The 24,808-nt window shown below is 43.3% G+C and carries 21 protein-coding genes; 11 read left to right on the top strand and 10 right to left on the bottom strand.

The features are described from left to right. Positions 1-64 precede the first annotated feature (64 nt). The 5 genes from galU to uspA all read right to left on the bottom strand — a co-directional run bounded on the left by galU (position 65) and on the right by uspA (position 6,050). Complete coding sequence (gene galU / locus DYC50_RS02005) at positions 65-952, bottom strand: UTP--glucose-1-phosphate uridylyltransferase GalU (protein ID WP_115248794.1); 888 nt, start codon at positions 950-952, stop codon at positions 65-67. 156 nt (positions 953-1,108) lie between these two features. Beyond that, positions 1,109-2,473 (bottom strand): phosphohexomutase domain-containing protein, encoded by a 1,365-nt coding sequence (locus DYC50_RS02000; protein WP_115248793.1) that lies wholly within the window; start codon positions 2,471-2,473, stop codon positions 1,109-1,111. A gap of 22 nt (positions 2,474-2,495) precedes the next feature. Continuing rightward, the gene (gene csrA, locus DYC50_RS01995; RefSeq protein ID WP_103854347.1) at positions 2,496-2,678 is read right to left on the bottom strand and encodes a carbon storage regulator CsrA; all 183 of its coding nucleotides are present in this window, start codon (positions 2,676-2,678) and stop codon (positions 2,496-2,498) included. A 149-nt stretch (positions 2,679-2,827) separates the two neighbouring features. After that, the gene (alaS, locus tag DYC50_RS01990) at positions 2,828-5,452 is read right to left on the bottom strand and encodes an alanine--tRNA ligase (RefSeq protein ID WP_115248792.1); all 2,625 of its coding nucleotides are present in this window, start codon (positions 5,450-5,452) and stop codon (positions 2,828-2,830) included. A 172-nt stretch (positions 5,453-5,624) separates the two neighbouring features. Next, positions 5,625-6,050, bottom strand: a complete 426-nt coding sequence (gene uspA / locus DYC50_RS01985; RefSeq protein ID WP_115248791.1) for a universal stress protein UspA — start codon at positions 6,048-6,050, stop codon at positions 5,625-5,627. A 239-nt stretch (positions 6,051-6,289) separates the two neighbouring features. On the opposite strand from uspA, the gene mazG reads away from it, so the two are divergent. Continuing rightward, positions 6,290-7,069 (top strand): nucleoside triphosphate pyrophosphohydrolase, encoded by a 780-nt coding sequence (mazG, locus tag DYC50_RS01980; protein ID WP_115248790.1) that lies wholly within the window; start codon positions 6,290-6,292, stop codon positions 7,067-7,069. 193 nt (positions 7,070-7,262) lie between these two features. Here mazG and glmU read toward each other — a convergent pair whose 3' ends face one another. Then, on the bottom strand, positions 7,263-8,624 hold the full coding sequence (gene glmU / locus DYC50_RS01975) for a bifunctional UDP-N-acetylglucosamine diphosphorylase/glucosamine-1-phosphate N-acetyltransferase GlmU (protein WP_115248789.1): 1,362 nt from the start codon (positions 8,622-8,624) through the stop codon (positions 7,263-7,265). A gap of 88 nt (positions 8,625-8,712) precedes the next feature. Between glmU and DYC50_RS01970 the strand changes: the two genes are divergently transcribed. The 3 genes from DYC50_RS01970 to murQ all read left to right on the top strand — a co-directional run bounded on the left by DYC50_RS01970 (position 8,713) and on the right by murQ (position 12,266). Beyond that, positions 8,713-9,834: an anhydro-N-acetylmuramic acid kinase gene (locus DYC50_RS01970; RefSeq protein ID WP_425451058.1), complete on the top strand. Its 1,122-nt coding sequence runs from the start codon at positions 8,713-8,715 to the stop codon at positions 9,832-9,834. Between the two features lie 361 nt (positions 9,835-10,195). Then, complete coding sequence (locus DYC50_RS01965) at positions 10,196-11,143, top strand: IS110 family transposase (protein ID WP_172459059.1); 948 nt, start codon at positions 10,196-10,198, stop codon at positions 11,141-11,143. A gap of 205 nt (positions 11,144-11,348) precedes the next feature. Next, entirely contained in the window at positions 11,349-12,266 is a 918-nt protein-coding gene (gene murQ, locus DYC50_RS01960) for an N-acetylmuramic acid 6-phosphate etherase (RefSeq protein ID WP_115248787.1), read from the top strand. Here the strand turns inward: murQ and rfaC are convergent. The 3 genes from rfaC to rfaD all read right to left on the bottom strand — a co-directional run bounded on the left by rfaC (position 12,263) and on the right by rfaD (position 15,419). Then, the gene (rfaC, locus tag DYC50_RS01955) at positions 12,263-13,213 is read right to left on the bottom strand and encodes a lipopolysaccharide heptosyltransferase RfaC (protein WP_115248786.1); all 951 of its coding nucleotides are present in this window, start codon (positions 13,211-13,213) and stop codon (positions 12,263-12,265) included. The two genes, murQ and rfaC, sit on opposite strands and share 4 nt — an antisense overlap. A gap of 13 nt (positions 13,214-13,226) precedes the next feature. Next, positions 13,227-14,282 (bottom strand): lipopolysaccharide heptosyltransferase II, encoded by a 1,056-nt coding sequence (gene waaF / locus DYC50_RS01950; protein WP_115248785.1) that lies wholly within the window; start codon positions 14,280-14,282, stop codon positions 13,227-13,229. 213 nt (positions 14,283-14,495) lie between these two features. Next, positions 14,496-15,419, bottom strand: coding sequence for an ADP-glyceromanno-heptose 6-epimerase (rfaD, locus tag DYC50_RS01945; protein ID WP_115248784.1), 924 nt, complete (start codon positions 15,417-15,419; stop codon positions 14,496-14,498). A gap of 136 nt (positions 15,420-15,555) precedes the next feature. On the opposite strand from rfaD, the gene deoC reads away from it, so the two are divergent. The 7 genes from deoC to fucP all read left to right on the top strand — a co-directional run bounded on the left by deoC (position 15,556) and on the right by fucP (position 23,119). Beyond that, complete coding sequence (gene deoC, locus DYC50_RS01940; RefSeq protein WP_115248783.1) at positions 15,556-16,245, top strand: deoxyribose-phosphate aldolase; 690 nt, start codon at positions 15,556-15,558, stop codon at positions 16,243-16,245. A gap of 42 nt (positions 16,246-16,287) precedes the next feature. Then, positions 16,288-17,037 carry a DeoR/GlpR family DNA-binding transcription regulator gene (locus tag DYC50_RS01935; protein ID WP_103853483.1) on the top strand — a complete coding sequence of 250 codons (750 nt, stop codon included), beginning with the start codon at positions 16,288-16,290 and terminating at the stop codon, positions 17,035-17,037. A gap of 329 nt (positions 17,038-17,366) precedes the next feature. After that, complete coding sequence (fucI, locus tag DYC50_RS01930; RefSeq protein WP_115248782.1) at positions 17,367-19,058, top strand: L-fucose isomerase; 1,692 nt, start codon at positions 17,367-17,369, stop codon at positions 19,056-19,058. Positions 19,059-19,121: 63 nt separating this feature from the next. After that, positions 19,122-20,579 (top strand): L-fuculokinase, encoded by a 1,458-nt coding sequence (gene fucK, locus DYC50_RS01925; RefSeq protein ID WP_115248781.1) that lies wholly within the window; start codon positions 19,122-19,124, stop codon positions 20,577-20,579. After that, on the top strand, positions 20,579-21,046 hold the full coding sequence (gene fucU, locus DYC50_RS01920; RefSeq protein WP_115248780.1) for an L-fucose mutarotase: 468 nt from the start codon (positions 20,579-20,581) through the stop codon (positions 21,044-21,046). The genes fucK and fucU overlap by 1 nt, the downstream gene beginning before the upstream one ends. 26 nt (positions 21,047-21,072) lie before the next feature. Continuing rightward, on the top strand, positions 21,073-21,720 hold the full coding sequence (gene fucA / locus DYC50_RS01915; protein ID WP_115248779.1) for an L-fuculose-phosphate aldolase: 648 nt from the start codon (positions 21,073-21,075) through the stop codon (positions 21,718-21,720). 109 nt (positions 21,721-21,829) lie between these two features. Further along, positions 21,830-23,119, top strand: a complete 1,290-nt coding sequence (fucP, locus tag DYC50_RS01910) for an L-fucose:H+ symporter permease (RefSeq protein ID WP_115248778.1) — start codon at positions 21,830-21,832, stop codon at positions 23,117-23,119. Between the two features lie 88 nt (positions 23,120-23,207). Here fucP and gdhA read toward each other — a convergent pair whose 3' ends face one another. After that, positions 23,208-24,557: an NADP-specific glutamate dehydrogenase gene (gene gdhA, locus DYC50_RS01905; RefSeq protein WP_115248777.1), complete on the bottom strand. Its 1,350-nt coding sequence runs from the start codon at positions 24,555-24,557 to the stop codon at positions 23,208-23,210. Positions 24,558-24,808: the final 251 nt, after the last annotated feature.

The raw sequence follows: 24,808 nt of genomic DNA, 5'->3' as shown, positions 1-24,808 counted from the left end.
TGTATGGACAACGCTATTTCTTACATTTAAGTGCGGTAAGAATTTTTTACATTTTTACTCGCAACTAAAGCGTTTTTGCTAATTTTTTAATAAATGTAGCAAATTCATCGCCGAGTTTAGGGTGTCTAATGCCATATTCTACAAAGGCTTGCATATAGCCTAATTTGTCCCCGCAATCGAAATTGCCGCCTGTTTGATAAAAGGCCTCAACGGTTTCTTTTTCGATTAACATATCAATGGCATCGGTGAGCTGAATTTCATCGCCCACGCCCACTGGCGTTTTTGCCAATAGATCCCAAATGCTTGCGGAGAACACATAGCGCCCCACCACAGCAAGGTTAGACGGCGCATCTTCCACCGCTGGTTTTTCTACGATGCGTTTAATCTTCGCACTTTCACCTGGGTTAAACTCCACGCCTTCACAATCGACAATCCCATAACTACTGATGTCTTGCTCAGAAACTGGCTCAACCAAGATTTGGCTGGCATTAGTTTCTTTAAAGCGTTTAATCATTGCTGCGAGGTTTTCTTTACGCTGATCCGCACTGAAATCGGTAAGTAGCACATCAGGTAACACCACCGCAAAAGGCGCATCACCTACCAATGGACGGGCGCATAATACTGCGTGGCCTAAGCCTTTGGCGTTGCCTTGACGAACGTGCATAATGGTAACATCTTTCGGGCAAATAGAGCGCACTTCTTCTAATAATTGACGTTTTACCCGTTTTTCCAACATTGTTTCCAATTCAAAAGAGGTGTCAAAGTGGTTTTCAATGGCATTTTTGGAAGAGTGGGTTACTAATACAATTTCTTTTACTCCCGCAGCCACACATTCGCTCACCACATATTGAATTAGCGGCTTGTCCACGAGAGTGAGCATTTCTTTTGGAATCGCTTTGGTTGCTGGAAGCATTCTTGTACCTAATCCAGCTACGGGAATAACAACTTTCATTCGGTGTCCTTCTATTTAATTAAAATGATTCAAAATCTTACCGCACTTTATAGCTTTTATTTAATATTGTGAAACGGTAAGAAAATGGCTATCTAATGATAGCCGAGAAAAGAACACACCGCACCTTGTCCTTAAAGTGCGGTGTTTTTTGCTAAGTTATTGACGTAATAATGCCAAAATTTCTTCGGTTTTTTCAGTCATTAACTGTTTATCGCCACGCGTTTCAAGATTTAAGCGTACCACAGGTTCAGTGTTTGATGTACGCAAATTGAAGCGCCAATTTGGATATTCAATACTGATACCATCAATTTCATCTACTGAAATCGCCTCTTTTTCATACGCTGCTCGAACGCGGGCAATCGCCGCTTTGGCATCAGTTAATTTACTATTAATTTCGCCCGGAGATGGGAAAGTATTAATACTTTCATTAACTAATTCGCCTAATGATTTGCCTGTGGTGCAAACTAATTCCATCACTAATAACCAAGGGATCATTCCACTGTCGCAGTAGAAGAAATCACGGAAATAGTGGTGTGCGCTCATTTCCCCACCATAAATGGCATCAACGGCACGCATTTTTTCTTTAATGAAAGAGTGGCCTGATTTTGACATTACTGCCTCACCGCCATTTTCTTCCACCAATTTAACGGTATTCCAAATTAAGCGTGGATCATAAATGATTTTCGCCCCTTTATTTTTTTGCAAGAAAGCTTGACCAAGTAACCCAACAATGTAGTAACCCTCAATAAAGTTACCATTTTCATCGAATAAGAAACAGCGGTCAAAATCACCGTCAAAGGCAATGCCCATATCTGCGTTGTTTGCTAGCACCGCATCAATGGTATCTTGACGATTTTCGTGCAAGATTGGGTTTGGAATCCCATTTGGGAATGTACCATCTGGATTGTTATGCACTTTAATAAATTCCACCGGCACACGTTTTGCTCGGAATTGCGCTTCAATGGCATCAATAACGTGCCCTGCTGCGCCATTTCCTGAGTTAATCACCAATTTCATTGGTTTTAAATTATCTAAATTGATATAAGATAATAAATGCTCAACGTAATCACCTAATACGGAAAGTTGCTTATATTCACCACGTTGCGTAACAGGTGGAAAATTATTTTCCTCTGCTAAGCGTTGAATATCAGCAAGCCCAGTATCCGCACTAATTGGACGTGAACCCTCACGCACCAATTTTAAGCCATTGTAATCCATCGGATTATGACTTGCGGTTACTTCAATTCCGCCATCGGCTTTTAAGAAAGAGGTGGCAAAGTAAACTTCTTCAGTACCCGTTTCACCCAAATCAATCACGTTTACCCCAGAGTCTAATAGACCGTTAGTTACGGCACTTTTTAATTCTTTACTGGTTAAACGCACATCACCACCAACAACGATGGTTTTGGGCTTTAAAAACTGTCCAAAGGCTCGACCAATGCGATAAACAATATCCACATTAAGCTCATCGCCTAAGCGACCACGAATATCATACGCTTTAAAACAAGTTAATTTACCCATAACATCCACTTCCTTTTCTTAATTAAGATGATTGCTCATCTTTTGCTTCTCTAATACGTTGGTAAATTTCTTCTCGATAGACAGACACTTCTTTCGGTGCATTCACACCCACTTTGATCTGATTACCACGAACACTTAATATCGTAATAGAAATCTCATCACCAATGAGTAAGCTTTCGCCAACTTTTCTGGTTAAGATTAGCATACAACCTCCTCATTTCCTTTATTCGACATCCCTATCGATCATTTACCCCTTATATCCAAGGGTACATCACCCCTAAATATTACCGTACTTAAGCTCACAACGTGATGACTGGAATGCAAAGTTGTGAGCTACGGCACAAAATTTTTATTTTATAAGTGAGAATTTAACCAGTCAGCGCAAACGGCAAGGGCTTTTTCGACATTCTCAGGTTGTGAACCGCCTGCCATTGCCATATCAGGACGACCACCGCCTTTTCCGCCTACTTGCTGAGCCATCAGATTAACAAGCTCACCTGCTTTGACTTTTGCAGTTAAATCAGCAGTTACGCCTACCACTAAATTTACTTTACCTTCAAATACAGAAACAAAGGCAATCACCGCAGATCCAAGTTGATTTTTCAAATCATCAACCATCACTCGCAATGACTTGGTATCCATTCCATCAAGTTGCTGTAATACGACAGAAACACCGTTAATTTTCACCGCACTTTTTGCAATATCCGATCCAGCTTGCATCGCAGCTTTCTCTTTGAATTGTTGCAATTCTTTTTCTGCTTTCTTCGCTTTGTCTTGTAATTGTTGGATTTTATCCGTCAGCGAAGAAACATCAGATTTTAATAAGTCTGCACTTTGAGTTAGCACACCAAGCTGTTGGTGAAGCCAATCAATGGCAGTTTCGCCTGTTACCGCCTCAATACGGCGAATACCCGCCGCAATGGCGCTTTCACTGATGATTTTGAATAAACCAATCTCACCAGTATATTGGGCGTGAATTCCGCCGCAAAGTTCAATGGAAAAATCGCCCATTGTGAGAACACGCACTTGTTCGGCGTATTTTTCACCAAATAATGCCATTGCCCCTTTTGCTTTCGCGGCATCTAAATCCATAATTTCTGTTTGAATAGGGTGATTAGCGCGCACTTGTTGGTTGACTAATTTTTCCACTTCAAACAACTGTTCTTTAGAAATCGCTTCAGGTTGTGCAAAGTCAAAACGCAATAAATTGTTTGATACCAATGAACCTTTTTGTGCAACGTGGTTGCCTAACACTTGGCGTAAGGCCGCGTGTAACAAATGCGTTGCACTGTGATTTAAGGAAATTTGTTTACGGCGTGCCACATCAACAACCGCATCTACAAATTGCCCTACGCTCAGTGTGCCTTCCGCTACACCGCCAATATGCCCAAACACTTGGCCATATTTTTGCGTATCAGTAACGTTAAACAAGAAATCTTGTCCTTCTAAACGCCCTGTATCCCCCACTTGGCCGCCAGACTCCGCATAAAACGGGGTATTTTCCAAAATAACCACCGCATTTTGTCCCGCGCTGATTTGCTCTACTGGTTTGCCCTCATAGAAAAGTGCGGTAATTTTTGCGCGACTTTTTGATTCGCTATAACCTTCAAATTCCGTTGAGCCGTCCACGCGAATCACATTGTTATAATCCATACCAAACTGGCTGGCTGATTGCGCGCGCTGGCGTTGCGCTTCCATTTCACGCTCAAAGCCTGCTTCATCGATAGTAATGCCACGTTCACGGCACACATCGGCTGTAAGATCCAGTGGGAAACCAAAGGTATCATAAAGTTTGAATGCCACTTCACCAGAAAGCACGCCGTCTTTCACTTGGCTTAAGGCATCATCTAATAGCGCTAAACCACGCTCTAAAGTGCGCGCAAATTGTTCTTCTTCTAAGCGTAAGATTTTTTCGATATGCGCTTGGTTTTCTTTGATCTCTTGACCAGCTTCTGCCATCACTTCTGCAAGAGTTGGCACAAGTTTGTAGAAAAAGGCTTCTTTCGCGCCAAGTAAATGTCCGTGGCGTACCGCACGGCGGATAATACGGCGCAACACATAACCGCGCCCTTCGTTAGATGGCAATACGCCGTCTGCGATCAAATAAGCGCACGAACGAATATGGTCTGCGATAACGCGCAAGGATTTATTACCTAAATCTTTCTCGCCTGTTAATTCTGCCGCTTTTGCGATAAGTGTTTTAAAAATATCAATATCGTAGTTGGAATTAACGTGCTGTAACACGGCAGTAATACGCTCTAAGCCCATTCCTGTATCCACAGACGGTTTTGGCAATTTTTCCATTGTGCCGTCTGCTTGGCGGTTGAACTGCATAAATACGATATTCCAGATCTCAATATAGCGATCGCCGTCTTCTTCAGGTGAACCTGGTGGGCCACCCCAAATATGATCACCGTGATCGTAGAAAATCTCGGTACAAGGGCCGCACGGGCCAGTATCGCCCATTTGCCAGAAATTATCTGACGCATAAGGCGCGCCTTTATTATCACCAATACGAATAATGCGTTCTGCTGGCACGCCAACTTGGTTGTGCCAAATGTCATAGGCCTCATCATCGGTTTCGTACACGGTTACCCAAAGTTTCTCTTTTGGTAAACCTAACCACGCATCGGATGTGAGATATTCCCACGCAAAATGAATCGCGTCTTGTTTAAAATAATCACCAAAACTGAAATTACCGAGCATTTCAAAGAAAGTGTGATGACGCGCGGTATAGCCTACGTTTTCTAAATCGTTATGTTTTCCACCTGCGCGCACACAGCGTTGTGCGGTTGTCGCACGGCTGTAAGGACGCTTGTCTAAACCAAGAAATACATCTTTAAATTGGTTCATTCCCGCGTTGGTGAACAATAATGTTGGATCATTTTCAGGCACAAGGGAACTACTTGGCACCACTTGATGGCCTTTGCTATGGAAAAAATCTAAAAAAGACTTTCTTATTTCTGCCGTTGTTTTCATTAAACTGCCTTATGTTATCTTGCTTATTCGATAAATGGGGCTTATTTTGTCATACTTTTAAAATTTAGAAAAAACATTTTTCAAGAGAAAAAATAATCTGCATCTTAAAACAAAAATAAATCGCTCTAAAATGCAGATTAAATGATCAATTCTTCGCTTTTTTCGTCAAAATTTATTCATCACGCAGCGGTACAACTAACATATCAATATTGATCGTATTCATCACTTGACGGGTTGAAGACATTAATTTGCTCCAGAAATCTTGGTGATGTCCTGTAACCAATAAATCCACATCATATTTATCAATGGCATCAGCCAATACTTGGCCTAAATCACCGCTACCACTTAACTTCTCAGATACAGGATAACTGGCCTGATCCGCCAAACTAACCAATGCTTGATGTGTTTCGGTGGAAATACGATCTTGCATTGATGACATATTCACATCGATCAACCCAGTATAAAGATCGGAAAAGTTTACATCTACGTGAATGATCGATAATTTTGCTTCATTCCGTTGTGCAACACCTGCTGCTTTTTCCACTAAGAAAGTACTTTCCTCAGAAAGATCTACTGCGACTAAAACGTGTTTATACATAACTAACTCCTTACTTATCTGAGTGGCTAATCAATTTTTTCCCATACTATCACTAGTATGGCGAAAAAAATATGCACTAGATCACATTTTCAGAAAAAAACCACCGCACTTTTCAATAATTTAACACCATAACTTAACGCCTGTTTAACCCACCTTTAACCTCAGCACTCATCAATTATGCTATGATAATCGTCATTCAGCCTAACCTTAACAAGTAAAAAAGTACAAACGAGTAAAAAATGAAACACAATATCCAAGATTTTCTACAACTCATCGCCCAACTACGCAACCCAAATGGCGGCTGCCCTTGGGATCTGGAACAAACCTATCAATCAATGATCCCTTGCTTATTAGAAGAAAGCTATGAAGTGGTTGAAGCCATCGAACAGCAAAACACGGAAAATTTGCGCGAAGAACTGGGCGATTTATTGCTCCAAGTGGTCTTTTTCAGCCAACTAGCCAAAGAAGATAACTTGTTCACCTTTGATGATGTGGTCAATGAAGTGGCAGAAAAAATTCTGCGCCGCCACCCACACGTTTTTGGTGAAGAAAAAGCCCACAACGAACAAGAAGCACTGAGCCATTGGAACAAGGTTAAAGCGGAAGAAAACAAAACTCGTCAGTCCATTTTAGACAACATTCCCCACGCTTTCCCAGCCCTAATGCGCGCAGAAAAATTACAGAAACGCTGTGCCAAAGTAAGATTTGATTGGGATAACGTGCAACCTGTGATCGCCAAAGTGCAAGAAGAATTACAAGAAGTACAAGCCGAGCTTACCCGCCCACAACAAGATCAGGCAAAAATTGAAGAAGAAATCGGTGATCTGCTCTTTGCCGTTGCCAATTTAAGCCGTCATCTACATTGCTCCCCAGAAGAAACCTTACGCAAAGCCAACCAAAAATTTGAACGTCGTTTCCGCCAACTGGAAACCCTCGCCCAACAACAAGGTAAATCGCTACAAAATAGCACTCTTGAAGAATTAGATGTACTTTGGGATAAGGTGAAAAGCGAAGAATAAAAATGCGTAGTCGGCCCCCAAAATCCTAGACAGCTAGGAAATTAAATATTCCGTTTCTTGACGCATACTCATTATTCAGAAACTAATGAAATTGCTTGCAGTTTAAAGTCTATTGAATAATGTTTTCGCATAAAAATCTGCTCCTTAATCTGTGGAGGCTATCCAATTTTTAGGGAGCAGATCACTTCTACACTTATTTTTTAGTTGGGCGTTTCCAGCCTTGGATATTACGTTGTGGGACGCGTGAGATCACCAGTTCATTTTCTGCAATATCTTTGGTAACGGTTGTGCCTGCGCCGATGGTTGCGCCTTTGGCGATGGTTACTGGGGCAACCAGTTGGCTGTCTGAACCTACGAACACATCATCACCAATTACGGTTTTGAATTTGTTTACACCGTCATAGTTACAAGTGATGGTACCTGCGCCGATATTACAATTTGCGCCAATTTCGCTATCGCCCACATAGCTTAGGTGGTTCACTTTCGAGCCTTTGCCAATTTGTGATTTTTTCACTTCCACAAAGTTGCCGATATGGGTTTGTGCGGCAAGTTCTGTACCGGGGCGAAGGCGGGCAAAAGGCCCAATTTTCGCTTCTTCGCCAATCACAGCATCTTCAAATACAGAATAAGGTTTGATTTCTACATCATCGCCAATCACACAGTTTTTGATCACGCAACCTGCGCCAATTTTGACACGATTACCCAATTTGACGGTGCCTTCAATAATCACATTCACGTCAATTTCCACATCTTTACCGTGGGTGATTTCGCCACGCAAATCAAAACGGTTTGGATCACGCAAGCTCACGCCCGCTAGCAATAATTTTTCCGCTTGTTTACGTTGATAATAACGCTCAAGCTCAGCCAGTTGTAATCGGTTATTTGCACCTTCCACTTCCATTAAATCTTGCGCTTGCACAGCAGCCACTTTGCAGCCGTCTTGGTTGGCGAATTTAATCACATCAGTCATATAATATTCGCCTTGCGCATTGTTGTTATCCAATTTTGCTAGCCATTTTCTGAAACTCGCGCCACTGGAAACCATTACGCCGGTATTCACTTCTTGAATGGCTAATTGTTCTGGCGTGGCATCTTTTTGCTCAACAATGGCAACTACATTGCCGTCTTGACGAATAATCCGTCCGTAGCCTGTTGGATCGTCCAAATGCGCAGTCAATAAGGCAATACCGTTTTCTGGTTTGGCATCAATCAGTTTTTGCAAGGTTTGCGCGGTGATAAGTGGTGCATCGCCATAAAGCATTACGATATTTTCATCATCAGCGAAAAATGGTGCTGCCTGTTGCATTGCGTGTCCTGTACCAAGTTGCACAGGTTGCAGCACCCAATTTACATTTTCATCGGCAAGGTGTTGTTGTAATAATTCTGCACCGTGGCCATAAATTAAATGAATATTATCGGCATTGAGCTGTTTTGCTGTATCAATAACGTGCTTAACCATTGGCTTGCCTGCAACTTTATGCAACACTTTTGGCAAATCGGAATACATTCTTGTGCCTTTGCCTGCAGCCAAAATCACTACGCTTAAATTTTTCATAAAAATCCTTGTTCTGTCGGTTTAAGATAAAAATCTGCGCTATTTTATAATAGAATATCGCCAATTCAAATTTTCTATGGAAATGTTTATGCAACCCCATTATTACCTTGGCGTGATGTCTGGCACGAGCCTTGACGGCGTGGATCTCGCCCTAATGGATTTTTCCACTCAGCCTGCGCAAGTGGTCGCCACAGATTTTGTGCCAATGCCAGAAAATTTGCGCCAAAATCTCACCGCACTTTGCCAGCAAGGGCAAGGCTCGTTACAGCAAATTGGCGAACTAGATCATCAACTTGGCGTACTTTATGCAGAAAGCATTAACCAGTTTTTGGCGAAACACTCTCTTAGCGCAGAACAAATTCAGGCGGTAGGCTGCCACGGGCAAACCATTTGGCACGCACCGCAAGGGCAATCGCCCTTTACTTGGCAATTAGGCGATGCCAATATTATCGCTGCTCGTACAGACATTACTACCGTGGCTGATTTTCGCCGTAAAGATATGGCTTATGGCGGACAGGGCGCGCCACTCGTGCCTGCATTCCACCACAATGTGTTTGCTGATCCTACGCGAAATACCGTGGTGCTGAATATTGGTGGGATTAGCAATATTTCTGTGCTAATCCCAAACCAGCCAGTGCTAGGTTACGACACAGGCGTGGGCAATGCATTGCTAGATAGTTGGATCGCCAAACATCAGGGAAAAAGCTATGATAAAAATGGTGAATGGGCGAAAACAGGGCAAAGCAATCCTGCATTATTGCAAGATTTGTTGGCAGATCCTTATTTTTCCTTGCCTGCCCCAAAAAGCACTGGGCGAGAGTTATTTAATTTAGCTTGGCTAGAAAAAATTCTGCAAAAACACACCGCACTTCTCCCCCAAGATGTGCAAGCAACACTGGCAGAATTTACCGCACAATGCACCGCGCAAGATCTGCAACATTTAAGCCAACACAACACGCTTCCTTGTTTATTATTAGTCTGCGGCGGCGGTGCGAAAAACCCTGTCATTATGGCGCACTTGCAACGTTTACTGCCCGATTGGCAAATCGCCACCACCACAGATTATGGCTTAGACGCGGACTACCTAGAAGCCGCCGCCTTTGCGTGGTTAGCTTACCGCCGAATGGAAAATTTACCCTCCAACGAACCGAGCGTTACCGGCGCAACAAAAGCGGTGAGTTTAGGGGTGATTTATCCTAAGGATAATTAAAGCCATTGGACAAATCTCCCCTAACCCCTCTTTACTAAAGAGGGGATTTTAATGAGGGTAATTTGACGCTCTGAGAGAAAAAAATCATAAAAAAGAGCGGTGTAAAACTTATGGATTTTTTACCACAGGGTGAGGTATTGTAGGGGCGTGTTGCACGCGCCCTTTTTAGGATTTAAATTTAAGGGGCGTATGCAATACGCCCCTTGTATATTAAAATTAATATAAAATAGCAACAAAACCCCGTTATCTGCATCTCGCGCCCACCCTAGGCAACAAACCGAGTTGTAGCAATGAGAGCAGATAACATTTCACCAAAAAACCGAACAGTTGCCAGACTTAAACCCGAATGCAAGGCAGGTTAATGATGAATGAACAAACTTATTGTGGTATTGATGTTGCTAAACGTCATTTCGTCATTGGGCTTTCTAACCAAAAACGAACAAAGACCGAAACCAACAACCCGAAAGGGATTGCGCATACCATTGAGTATTTACGTCGTTTCAGTGTGGACTTAATTGTCCTTGAAAGCACCGGTGGGCTTGAACTTCCATTAGCTAAAGCACTCCACCACGCAGGCTTTCGTGTGGTGATTGCCAACCCGCGACAAACCAATCAGTTTGCGATGTCGCAGTCACTAGCAAAAACCGACAATAAAGACGCCAAAATGTTGGCTTTTTACGCCCAGATGCTCGCAATGCGTGATAATGTAGCGCAACAGCTTTACATACCACCGACTCCCGAGCAAGAACAGCTTGAAGCCCTTGTTTCACGCCGTAACCAGCTTGTTGAAATGCGTTCCGCGGAGAAAAACCGCCTTGAACAAGTCCATTCCACACAACGACTCAGTGTTGAGCAGCATATCGACTATCTCTGTCTGCGTATTGATGAGCTGGATAGTGAAATCGAACAGCATCTCAAACATTTTGACGATACAATAAAAAAGTTTAAAGACATCAAAGGGTTAGGCACACAAACGATAGCCGTTTTGATGTCAATGTTGCCTGAGTTAGGTCAATACACACATAAACAAATTGCTTCGCTTGTTGGCGTTGCGCCACATCCGAAAGAAAGCGGTAACACCAAATGGAAAAGCCGCTGTTCAGGTGGTCGCAAAGCCGTGCGAAATGCGCTGTATATGGCCACATTTGTTTGCGTGCGTTTTGAGCCTAAACTCAAACAATTTTACGAACGCTTACGGGCTAATGGTAAGGCGTTCAAAGTGGCGATTAACGCCTGTATGCGTAAGCTTCTAACCATTTTAAATGCGATTGTCCGCGATGGTTCGCAATGGGACGCTCACGCGCTTTAATTAACGAATTTGTATATTTTTGCTTTTTAGCGGAATACAGTTGCTCGCAAATTATCAATCCCTATTCACAAAAAGATCAGTGGAAAATTTGTCGCACTGAGAGCAATTTTACTAAAGAGCAATCCCCCTCTTTAGCAAAGAGGGGTTAGGGGAGATTTGAAAATCGGGAACGCTATATTCCCCAAAAAAACCAAAGAGATAAAAAATGAAAAACAACCCATTACTCAATCAACTTTCGCAACTTAGCACGGAACAACGTAATCCAAACTCAATGAATTTGGACGAGCTTTCGGCGTTGGAAATTGTGCAATTAATGAATGCGGAAGACAAAAACGTGCCGTTGGCTATCGAAAAATGCTTGCCACAAATTGCCGCGGCGGTGGAAAAAATCGTGCAGGCGTTCCAGCAAGGGGGGCGTTTGGTATATCTCGGGGCTGGCACAAGTGGGCGTTTAGGCGTGCTTGATGCGTCAGAATGTCCGCCAACATTTGGGGTTTCCAGTGAAATAGTAAAAGGCATTATCGCTGGGGGCGAACGTGCTTTGCGCCACCCCATTGAAGGGGCGGAAGATAATCCACAAAGTGCGGTGGAAAATTTGCAAGAAATTGATTTTAATGAGAAAGATATTTTGGTCGGCATTGCTGCCAGCGGCCGCACGCCTTATGTGCTAGGCGGCTTGGATTATGCGAAATCCTTAGGTGCGACCACGGTGGCCATTGCTAGCAACGCCAATTCACCGATGGCACAGGTGGCGGAAATTGCCATTATCACTGCGGTAGGCGCGGAGGTGCTAACTGGCTCAAGCCGCTTAAAATCTGGCACGGCGCAAAAACTGGTGCTGAATATGCTCACCACTGCCAGTATGGTGCTAATGGGGAAATGCTACCAAAATTTAATGGTGGACGTGCAAGCCAGCAATCAAAAATTAGTGGCGCGTGCTGTGCGTATCGTAATGCAGGCGACAGATTGCACTGCTGAACAAGCAGAACAAACCCTTAGCGCCGCGCATAACAATGCAAAAGTAGCCATCTTAATGTTACTGGCGGACTTGGATTATCCAAGTGCGGTGCAATTATTGCGTGAAAATCAAGGGCGCTTGCAAGGGGCGTTAAAATCAAATTAAAGCAAAGGGCGTAAGCGCTGCAATACGGCTTCGGCAGAAATCTGCGCCATTGTGGGCGCTTGTAGGTGATATTGATTTTTGCCGTAAGTGCCGATTAAATCTGGGTTGGTTGCGCCATAAAGGGTGATGTTCGGTTTATCCAAGGCGGCGGTGAGATGCGCCAACCCAGTATCTACGGAAACTACCGCTTGGGCATTGGCAATATGCTGGGCTAAGGCGGTGAGATCCATTTTCGGCAGAACAACGGCATTTTCAATGCCTTGCGCGATCCATTCTGCTGCCTGTTTTTCTTTCTCATTTCCCCAAGGCAAATGCACGGCAAGCCCAAGTGCGGTGATATTTTGCGCTAATTTTTTCCATTCTTGATTACACCAATGCTTATCCGCTCGCGTGGTGGCGTGAATCAACAACACATAAGGCGGCAGGCTTTGTTGCACGGGAAAATGCTGTGCAATGCCATAATCCCCTTGTTGGTTCGGAAGCGCATAGCCCAAGGCTTGCGCAAATAACTGGCGAATGCGTTCTACGGCGTGTTGCTGATAATCAATGGCATAGCGCTCATCATAAAATAAGGCTGCCAAAGACTCGCGTGCGGAATGTTTATCGTAACCGTGCTTTGCCCCTTGCGCTAGACGCACGGCGAACAATGCGCTTTTCACTAAGCCTTGTGCATCAATCACTGCATCATATTGATTTTGTTGCAATAATTGACGATAGGCTTGCCATTCTTGCCAAGTTTTGCGTTGTAAAAGCTGTTTGCGCCAACGGCGAATGGCAACGGGGATCACCTGTTTCACCGCCGAATGCCAAGTAGGAATTTCCGCGAAATTTTCTTCCACCACCCAATCCACTTGTAAATGAGGCAAAGCTTTTTGCGCATCGGTCAATGCAGGCAAGGTGTGGATCACATCGCCCATTGAAGAGGTTTTTACTAAGCAAATTCGCATCGTGCTGCCTTATTTATGCCAGATCAAAGTGCGGTAAAATTTCGCTTAATTTTTCCATTACCATCGCAGGGGTGATGTCGATTAGGCTTTGATGATAGCCCTCCGTACTGTCTTTGCCCTTGCGAATTTTTTCTAAACCGCCTTTTTGCAAGCGAATAATCACCGCTTGATGGGATAATGGTGGGGTGTATTGCGGGCTAGTTGGGCCATAAAGCGCTACAAGCGGACGCTGCACCGCCGCCGCAACGTGCATTAATCCGCTATCGTTGGTAACCACGCCTTGGCAATCTGCGATTAAATCTACCGCTTGATTAAGGCTGGTTTGTCCCGCTAAATTTAAGCAATAAGGCTGCAAATTTTCTGGCAGACTGGCACGAATTTCATCGCCCACTTGTTCATCTTTTGCTGAACCAAACAGACGAATGCTGTAACCTTTTTCAATCAGCATTTGAGCAAGCGCAGCATAATGATAATGCGGCCAGCGCTTGGCAGGGCCAAACTCCGCACCCGGACAAAAACCAATTGCGGGACGATTTTCTGCCTGTGCAAGTTGTGCGTGGAAATGGCTTTTGGTTTGCTCGATTTGTTGGCTACTCACCTGTAAATAAGGATAAGGAAAGGTCATTTGTGCTGCCGTTGGCACAGCGTTTTTTTCATAAGCCAATGCCACATAGCGCTGCACCATCATTGGGTAATCATTTTTATTGGCGCGTAAATCATTCAAAAAGAAATAACGGCTTTCCCCTTTCCAACCACGGCGGCAGGCAATTTTGGCAAACACAGAAATAAACGCAGATTTGAGCGAGTTTGGCAATACAATCGCCATATCATATTGATTTCTTAGGCTTTTTCCAATTTCATAGCGCTGTTTCAAGCCAAAGGTGCCGTGTCCAATGGGCATTGTGAGCGCGCGTCTGACTTCTGGCATTCTTTCCAACAAGGGTTTACACCAATTGGGCGCAAGCACATCAATTTGGCAATCAGGATATTGCTGTTTTAAGCATTGATATAAACTGTGCGACATCATCATATCGCCAACCCAAGATGGGCCAATTACTAAGATGTTCATTCTGCGGTTCTCATTAATGTGTGAATTATATCAATTGTCGGGGGAACGCTATGTTCGCTCACTCACTCAAAAATCGCCAATTTCTCACCACTTTTCTATTTGGTTAAAAATAAAAGTGCGGTGGGATTTTTGCTAATTTTTTACGATTAATCCTGTTTATTTTGGGCGAACACATAGGTTCGCCCCTACATCTGATTTAATTGCGTAGTTATGTTATTTATTCAACCACGCCATATATTCCGCCACGCCTTCGGCGACGTTTTTAAATGGCTTGTCATAGCCCGTGGCGCGCAGTTTGGTGAGATCCGCTTGGGTGTATTCTTGGTAACGGCTTTTTAAATGTTCTGGGAAGGGGATCGTTTCAATTTGCCCTTTGCCGTGGAATTTCAATACCGCTTGCGCTACCGCCTCAAAACTTTCCGCTTTGCCCGTTCCGCAATTGTAAATGCCCGAAATGCCCTGTTGCCAGCACCAAATATTTACCGCTGCCACATCACCAACATAAACGAAATCACGCAAGAAATGCTCGCTACCTGCGAATAATTTTGGATTTTCCCCTTTCAAAATTTGATTGTTGAGGTGGAATGCTACGCTTGCCATACTGCCTTTGTGCTGCTCTCTTGGCCCGTACACATTGAAATATTTGAAACCACAGACGGGCGATTGTGCCTCAGGTAAAATCTTACGCACATATTCATCGAACAAGAATTTTGAGTAGCCATACACATTCAACGGTTTTTCAAATTCTCGGGCTTCCACAAAGGTGTCGCTGTCGCCGTAGGTGGCGGCACTGGAGGCATAATAGAAAGGAATTTGGCGATCTAAACAATAATGTAATAGCTCTTTGGAATATTCATAATTGTTTTCCATCACGAATTTGCCGTCCCATTCCGTGGTGGCAGAACACGCCCCCTCGTGGAAGATCACATCAATATCGCCTAAATCATCGCCTGCCATAATGGACGCAATAAAGTCGTCTTTATCGCAATAATCCGCAATATCCAAATCCACTAAATTGACGAATTTTGTGCCGTCTTTTAAATCGTCCACCACTAAAATATCTGTGCGTCCAATCTCGTTTAACGCTTTAACGATGTTACTGCCAATAAAGCCTGCGCCGCCAGTTACAATAATCATTTTTCAATCCTCATTTGATTTCAATATTGCCGTTTATTCTAAAGGATTTTGCGCATAAGGGCTAAAGAAATTTCGCGCTCACCACCTCTTTTAGGTTATGATATAGCACAAATCCAGACAAGATTAAGGACACACAATGCAACCACAAGATATTGCCAAATACATTGACCACACCGCCCTTGGCGCAGATAAAACCCCACAAGATATTCTTAACTTATGTCAAGAAGCGATTGAACACCAATTTTGTTCCGTGTGCATAAACTCCGCCTATATTCCACTGGCTAAGCAGGCACTCACACAAAATGGCAAAGAGAAAAGTGCGGTGAAAATTTGCACCGTTGTTGGCTTTCCCTTAGGGGCAAATTTAAGCCAAGTGAAAGCCTTTGAAGCGGCACAAGCCATTAATGCGGGAGCAGATGAAATTGATATGGTGATCAACATTGGCCTTGCCAAAGCCCATCAATGGCAAGCGGTGGAACAAGATATTGCCACCGTGCTTGCAGCTTGCCAAGGCAAAACCCTAAAAGTGATTTTAGAAACCTGCCTACTAACCAAAGAAGAAATCATCAAGGCTTGCGAAATCTGCAAAGCGCTCAAGGTGGCATTTGTCAAAACTTCCACAGGTTTTAGCACCGGCGGCGCAACAGTTGAAGATGTTGCACTGATGAAGCAAACCGTAGGCGACAAGGTGGAAGTAAAAGCCTCAGGCGGCATCCGCGACACCGCCACCGCACTAGCAATGCTCAACGCTGGCGCAACCCGTCTAGGCGTAAGCGCTGGCGTTGCCATTGTAAAAGGAACGAATGCGCAGGGGAATGGGTATTAATTTATAATGCCCGAATGACTGTTTTGACCGTTTGGAGGAATAATGCCAACAAGAACGTCGCAAATTTTACAGCTTGTCAATTCAGTAGGGAAAGTGAATGTTAATGAGCTTGCTCAGCAGTTTGGTGTGTCGGTGGAAACCATTCGCCGAGATTTGCGAGCATTAAATCAAAAAGGCTTGTTACATCGTGTACACGGAGGTGCAATGAGCAGCCAATCAAAGGATATTGGTCGCTCATTTCAAGCAAGACAACGTTTAAATTCTGAAGCTAAAAAGTATATTGCACAGCAGGTGGTGGATTATGTGTTTGAGGGGGCGGTAATCGGCTTAGATGCGAGTTCCAGTAGCTGGCACTTTGCGCAGCTGATTCCTGATATTCCTTGCACTGTTGTTACCAATTCTATGCATAATATCAATGCCTTAGTTAATAAACCTAATGTTACAACCATTGCCACAGGCGGTGTTTATTCGGCAAAATATGCCGCTTTTTATGGCCCACTTTCGGAGCAGCTTTTGCTTCGTTTGCATATTGATTTATGTGTTTTTTCTTGTACTGGGGTGGACAGCAGTGGGGCAATTTGGGAATCTAATGAACTGAATGCGTCCATCAAACGCAAATTAATTGATGCCTCAGCGCAGAAATTCTTATTATTGGATAGCTCTAAATTTGAGCGTAAAAATCTTATAAAACTGGGAGAGCTTTCTCAGTTAGACATTTTATTCACCGATCAAGCGCCGAATGAAAGTTTACAAAATTATTGTAAAGAACAAGAAATTCATCTCGCTTTTTGACCGCTCTTTAAAGTAAAAAATGCCCGATTTAATAATTAAATGTTAAATCGGGCATTTTATTTTGCTATAAACGGTCATTTTTTGTGATCTATTCCGCAAAAATCACACAAACTTGCTAAAAAACTATTCTCTTTTTCTGATTTATTGAACAATAAAGTTGATGCAGCACATTGCATAACGATATTGCTCCACCGTTCCATTCTTGCCGTATGCGCGATGAAAGCAATTCATTTTACCCAAGTCGTACTTTTTCAATAAATCTTGCTGACTTTATTCAACACAATACCCATAGCGGAATAAAGCTCGGCTTAGTATAGAGGGAAAACACAATGACAGTATTAAAATCAGCCCCAATTAGAATTGGCATTCGCCCAACCATTGATGGCCGCCGTATGGGCGTGCGTGAATCGCTCGAAGATCAAACGATGAATATGGCTAAATCCGTTGCCAATTTATTAGAAAGCCATATTCGCCATACGGACGGTTCATTTGTGGAATGTGTTATCGCAGATACTTGTATTGGTGGCGTGGCCGAAGCCGCTGCTTGTGCAGAAAAATTTAAACTTGCCAATGTTGGCGCAGTGATTACCGTTACCCCTTGTTGGTGCTATGGTTCAGAAACCATTGATATGGATCCGCATATGCCAAAAGCTATTTGGGGATTCAATGGCACAGAACGCCCAGGTGCTGTTTATTTAGCTGCCGCATTAGCCGGCCATTCACAAATGGGCTTACCTGCCTTTTCTATTTATGGCACAGAAGTGCAAGAAGCCTCTGATACCAGTATTCCTGAAGATGTTAAAGAAAAACTCCTACGCTTTGCTCGCGCCGCACTGACTGTGGCGACCATTCGCGGCAAATCCTATCTTTCTATCGGTTCTGTTTCTATGGGAATTGCAGGATCTATCGTGGATCAAAAATTCTTCCAAGAATATTTAGGAATGCGCAATGAATATGTGGATATGAGCGAAATCAAACGCCGTCTTGACCGCAAAATTTATGATGAGGAAGAAGTGGAACTGGCACTGCAATGGGTGAAAGCCTATTGCAAAGAAGGCGTTGATGTCAATCACCCAGATCATCAAGATAGCCCAGAACAAAAAGCACAGCTTTGGGAAAATGTGGTGAAAATGGCAATCATCACGCGTGATCTGATGGCTGGCAATGAAAAATTAGCGCAGCTCAATTATGGTGAAGAAGCCCTTGGACATAACGCGATTGCGGCAGGTTTCCAAGGACAACGTCATTGGACAGACCATATGCCAAATGGTGATTTTATGGAAGCTATTCTTAACTCCACCTACGACTGGAACGGGGTTCGCCCACCTTACATTCTTGCTACGGAAAATGATTCTCTCAATGGCGTATGTATGCTGTTTGGTAATCAGCTTACTGGGCAAGCGCAAATCTTTGCCGATGTGCGTACCTATTGGAGCCCTGATGCTGTGGAACGAGCCACTGGCTTCCGCCCAGAAAGTGGCTTTATCCATTTGATTAACTCCGGTTCTGCTGCCTTAGACGGCACAGGTCAGCATACAGATGACAAAGGCAATCCTGTCATTAAACCAGCTTGGGAGGTAACAGAAGAAGACGGCAAACGCTGCGTGGAAAACACCCGTTGGTGTCCTGCGGTGTATGAATATTTCCGTGGCGGTGGTTACTCATCACAATATCTCACCAAAGGCGGAATGCCATTTACGATGCACCGTTTAAATATTATTCGCGGCATTGGCCCAGTGCTACAAATTGCAGAAGGTTGGTCGATAGATTTGCCAGCTGAGGTTCACGACACCCTAATGAAACGCACCAACGAAACTTGGCCTTGCACGTGGTTCGTACCGCGCTTAACAGGCACAGGTGCGGATCTCATCACCCTTGCATCAATGTTGCGTATTCCTGTGTGTATGCACAATGTGGCTGAACAAGATATTTTCCGCCCAAGTGCGTGGAATGGCTTTGGTCAAGACAAAGAAGGGCAAGATTACCGTGCTTGCGCAAACTTTGGGCCACTTTATAAATAATAGCTAAAGGAAAAGTGCGGTGTTTTTTGACCGCACTTTTGAAATAGAACTCTCGGAGGTTTTATGGCAATCGCACTGATTTTTGATTGTGGCGCAACCAATTTACGCACTATTGCTATTGATCAAAAGGGCAAGATTTTGGCCTCTCATCATCAGCCAAATCGCGCTCAACCTGATCCGCAGTATCCGCATTTTTATATTTGGGATATTGAAGAAATCTGGCAGAAGTTGTTAATTTGTGCCGAAAAAACCTTAACTCAGCTCAAACAATCTCATTCTTTGCAAGACATTGTGGGGATTGGTGTTACCACCTTTGGTGTAGATGGCGCACCTTTCGATGAGGCTGGAAATCAGCTTTACCCGATTATTTCTTGGCAATGTCCACGCACCATTTCCATTATGGAAAATCTTGCACAATACCTTGATGTGAACGCACTTTATCAACGGAACGGAATTGGGCAATACAGTTTTAACACCCTATTTAAACTGTTATGGCTAAAAGAAAATGAGCCTGAAATTTTGCAAAAAATGGATAAATTTGTGTTCATTTCATCAATGCTTAACCAACGTTTAACAGGCGTTTTTAGCACCGATCGCACAATGGCTGGCACCTCAATGATGACCGATTTGCAAAGACAAACTTGGGATACGGAAGTGCTAAATGTGTTAGGGCTACAAGAAACACATTTTCCACCAATGGTGAGTGCAGGTGAAAAAATTGGCGTGTTATCCACCGCACTTTGTCAGCAGCTAGGGTTAAATCCTATTCCGGTGATTTCTTGCGGACACGATACCCAGTTTGCGGTTTTTGGCTCAGGCGCAGGATTAAATCAACCGGTGCTAAGTTCAGGCACTTGGGAGATTTTAATGGCGCGCACCGAAAAAGCCGAACCACACATTGAATTTGTGCCACAAGGCTTAACCACGGAATTTGACGCACAATCTCATTGCTTTAATCCAGCAGTGCAATGGATTGGTTCTGGTGTGATGGAATGGGTAGGCAAAACTTTCTTTGCCGATGTAAAAGGCACGGAAGAATATTACCCAACAATGATCGCAGAGGGTGCAGCAGCACCGGTGGGATCACAAGGCATTCGCTTTAGTGGCAAGTTTAATCCTGCGGATAACGGACAAGGTTTCGGGCAAATTGTCGGACTTTCAATGCACAGCTCGCGTGGGCAAATTTATCGTGCGGCGTTGGAATATATGGCTTATCAACTTAAAGCAGGCTTAGATATTCTGCAACAAGTCAGCCATTTCAAAGCGGAGAGCTTAATTTGCGTGGGTGGCGGTTCTAAAAATCGTCTGTGGAATCAAATTCGTGCTGATGTGCTGAATTTACCTATTGATATTGTGGACGTGGCAGAAAGCACCGTGTTAGGTGCGGCAATGTTTACCCTGGCGGGCGTTGGTGTGTATGACAATGTACAACAAGCGCAAGGTGAAATGCAGCCAAACAAACAACGCATTTTCCCTTCAAATCACACCGCACTTTATCAACAACTGATGGAGAACAAATAATGTTAAAAGGTATTCACCCAGCCCTTTCCCCTGAATTATTGAAGGTGCTTGCTGAAATGGGACACGGCGAAGAAATTGTGCTTGCTGATGCGCATTTCCCCGCACACCAAGTCCACCATCGTATTTTGCGTGCTGATGGCCTTGGCATTGATACGTTATTAACGGGGATCACGCCGTTATTTGAATTTGACAGCTATGTAGATGCGCCACTGATTATGATGCAAGCCGTGCAAGGGGATAGCCTTGATCCTAGCGTGGAAGCCCGTTATCTCAACGCGATTGAAACGGCATTACAGAAATCTGCACAAACTCAAAGTGCGGTGCAAAATTTACCGAAATTAGCCCGTATTGACCGTTTTGATTTTTACGATCGAGCCAAACAAGCCTATGCCGTGGTGGTTACAGGCGAATGTGCAAAATACGGCAATATTATTTTGAAAAAAGGGGTAACCCCAGTATTTCCCTAAAAAATTGTAGTAAGGAGAAGAATAAAATGAACAGACAACAACTTTCCCGCAAGATTATTGATACTTGCCTTGAAATGACAAGATTAGGTTTAAATCAAGGCACTGCGGGCAATATCAGTGTGCGTTACCAAGATGGAATGTTGATCACCCCAACAGGAACGCCTTATGAACAAATGACAGAACAAGATATTGTGTTTGTTAGCAATCAAGGGCAACACGAAGAAGGTAAATTGCCTTCGAGCGAGTGGCATTTCCATTTGGCCGTTTATCAAGCACGTCCTGATGTGAATGCAGTGGTGCATAACCACGCGACTTATTGCGCAGCAGTGTCAATCTTGGAAAAACCCATTCCACCCATTCACTATATGATTGCGGTAGGTGGCACGGATCATATTCCTTGCGTCCCTTATGCCACTTTCGGCACGGCAAAATTAGCCCAATATGTGGGGGAAGGCATTAAGCAAAGCAAGGCGATTTTACTTGCTCACCACGGTTTAATCGCGGCTGAAGAAAATTTAGATAAAGCCTTATGGTTAGCACAGGAAGTGGAAGTGTTAGCGAAATGGTATATCCAATTACTCTCAACCCAACAACCTATCCCATTGTTATCAGAACAAGATATGGCTGTGGTGTTAGAAAAATTCAAATCCTATGGATTACGCATTGAGGAGTAGCGAGTTTATCGCGCAGTTGCTTCACATAAAGTTGATGATTAAGCAAACTTATTTTCTTACCGCAAAAAGAAACTCACGGTGAGTTTGCACCTCAAACAAGGAGAACATTATGAGTGCAAAAATTCTTGAAAAGCAATTTGTTGTTCCATTTATCCTCATTACCACGCTATTTGCCCTATGGGGATTTGCCAATGATATTACCAATCCAATGGTTGCGGTATTCCAAACTGTAATGGAAATTCCCGCCTCAGAAGCTGCATTAGTGCAATTTGCTTTCTATGGTGGTTACGGCACAATGGCCATTCCTGCCGCATTATTTGTTAGCCGTTATAACTATAAATCGGGGGTTTTACTGGGTTTAGCCCTTTATGCTGTGGGTGCATTTTTGTTCTATCCTGCGGCACGCTATGAACAATTTACCTTCTTTTTATTCTCGCTTTACATTTTAACCTTTGGCTTAGCATTTTTGGAAACCACAGCGAATCCTTATATCCTTTCAATGGGTGATCCACAAACTGCTACTCGCCGTTTGAATTTAGCGCAATCTTTTAATCCGCTCGGTTCAATTACAGGAATGTTTGTTGCCTCACAAATCGTGTTAGTGAATTTGGAATCTGACAAACGTGATGCAGCAGGTAATCTGATTTTCAACACCTTATCCGCAGCAGAAAAAGCCGCCGTGCGTACCCACGATTTAGAAATTATCCGCAATCCTTATTTAGTAGTGGGACTTGTGGTAGTCGTGATTATGTTAGTGATTGGTTTATACAAAATGCCTGCAACCAAAATTGAACAAGGCACAAAACTTTCTTTCCGTGAAGCCTTTAACCGCTTAATTGCAAAAGCAAAATATCGCGAAGGGGTGATTGCACAAGTGTTCTATGTTGGTGTGCAAATTATGTGTTGGACTTTCATTATTCAATATGCAGAACGTTTGGGCTTCACCAAAGCAGAAGCACAAAACTACAACATTATCGCAATGGGTATTTTTATCGTAAGCCGCTTTATTAGCACCAGTATTATGAAATATCTCAAAGCGGAATTAATGTTATACCTTTTCGCATTAGGCGGCTTCTTCAGTATCCTTGGCGTTATCTTTATTGACGGTGTGGGCGGTTTATATTGCTTAATTCTCACTTCAGCCTTTATGTCCCTAATGTTCCCAACCATTTACGGCATTGCACTTTATGGCTTAAAAGAAGAAGCCACCTTAGGCGCAGCTGGTTTAGTAATGGCAATTGTCGGTGGTGCGTTAATGCCACCATTGCAAGGCATTCTTATTGACCAAGGCGAAATTTTTGGAATGCCAGCAGTCAATGTTTCTTTCGTACTACCACTTATCTGCTTTGTTGCTATTGCAATTTACGGCTATCGTGCTTGGAAAGTTTTAGAATCATAAAACTGCGGTCTAAAATTAACGAAAATTTGATGTAAGAAAAAAGCTATCCACTTTGGGATAGCTTTTGTTTGTTTAGAAAACGAATCGATTAGTAAACGCCTTGCGCTAACATTGCATCTGCAACTTTTACGAAACCTGCGATGTTTGCACCAGTTACATAATTGATGTTCGCTTGGCCTTCCACCGTACCGTATTTTTTACAGTTTGCGTGAATGTCGAGCATAATTTGTTTTAATTTTGCGTCCACTTCTTCCGCTGTCCAGTATAGACGTTGTGAGCTTTGCGCCATTTCTAAACCAGATGTTGCCACGCCACCTGCGTTTGCAGCTTTACCTGGGCCGAATAATACGCCAGCTTCAAGCAATGCGTCTGTTGCTTCGATAGTGGTTGGCATATTTGCACCTTCTGCCACAAGTTGTACGCCATTGGCGATTAATTTTTGTGCGTCAGCAAGGTCTAACTCGTTTTGTGTTGCACAAGGTAAAGCGATGTCTGCTTTCACGCCCCAAGGACGCTCGCCTTCAACATATTGTAAGCCGAATTTTTCTGCGTAATCTTTCACACGTCCACGTTGTACGTTTTTGATTTCCATTAACGCAGCTAATTTTTCTGGTGTGAAGCCCGCTTCATCATAAACATAACCAGAGCTGTCAGAACAAGTAACCACTTTCGCACCAAGTTGTAAGGCTTTTTCAATGGCATATTGTGCTACGTTACCTGAACCTGAAACCACAACGGTTTTGCCTTGGAAAGATTGATTTTTTTCTTCAAGCATTGCTTGTGCGAAATAAACTAAGCCGTAACCTGTTGCTTCTGGGCGAATTAAGCTACCACCGAATGACAATCCACGACCTGTGAATACACAACCTGCTTGGTTTGATAATTTTTTCATCATACCAGCAAGGTAGCCCACTTCACGCCCGCCAACGCCGATGTCCCCTGCTGGCACGTCTGTGTCTGGGCCAATGTGGCGATAAAGCTCAGCAATTAATGCTTGGCAGAAACGCATTACTTCGCCATCAGATTTGCCTTTAGGATCAAAGTCTGACCCCCCTTTACCACCGCCCATTGGCAATGTAGTTAATGCGTTTTTGAAGATTTGTTCAAACCCTAAGAATTTTAAGATTGATTGGTTTACCGATGGGTGGAAACGCATTCCGCCTTTAAATGGCCCGATTGCGCTGTTGAATTGTACGCGGAAAGCACGGTTTACTTGCACTTGTCCTTTGTCATCTGTCCACGCCACACGGAATTGGATTAAACGCTCTGGCTCAACAAGACGCTCCAAAAGCGCTTGCGAACGATATTGTGGATTTTTCTCTAAGAATGGCCAAATTGAAGTGAATACTTCACGCACCGCTTGTAAAAACTCTGGCTGGTGTCCATCACGTTGTTCAACTTTAGCTAAGAATTCTTCTAATGAAGTGAATGTTTGCATACTGTGTTTCCTTTTTTAAATAAATATAATTGTTATAGGGGTTACTAAATTTGTGTGATTTTTACACCGCACTTTTAGTAAGCGAACCGATTAAGCGGTCAGACATTAATATGCAACAAAAAAAGATAGAATTGCAAACATTTTTATCCAAGAAACACCATTTTTTACAAAGTTTTTTGTTTTAAATTAAATTTTTTATAAAAATATGATGTTATTTATGAATTTATTTTAAACTATATAGCTTAACTTTG

Source organism: Avibacterium avium (genome assembly GCF_900454535.1).
Classification (GTDB): domain Bacteria; phylum Pseudomonadota; class Gammaproteobacteria; order Enterobacterales; family Pasteurellaceae; genus Avibacterium; species Avibacterium avium.
The sequence above is the reverse complement of the archived record's forward strand: the minus strand, read 5'-3'. Positions and strand labels throughout refer to the sequence as shown.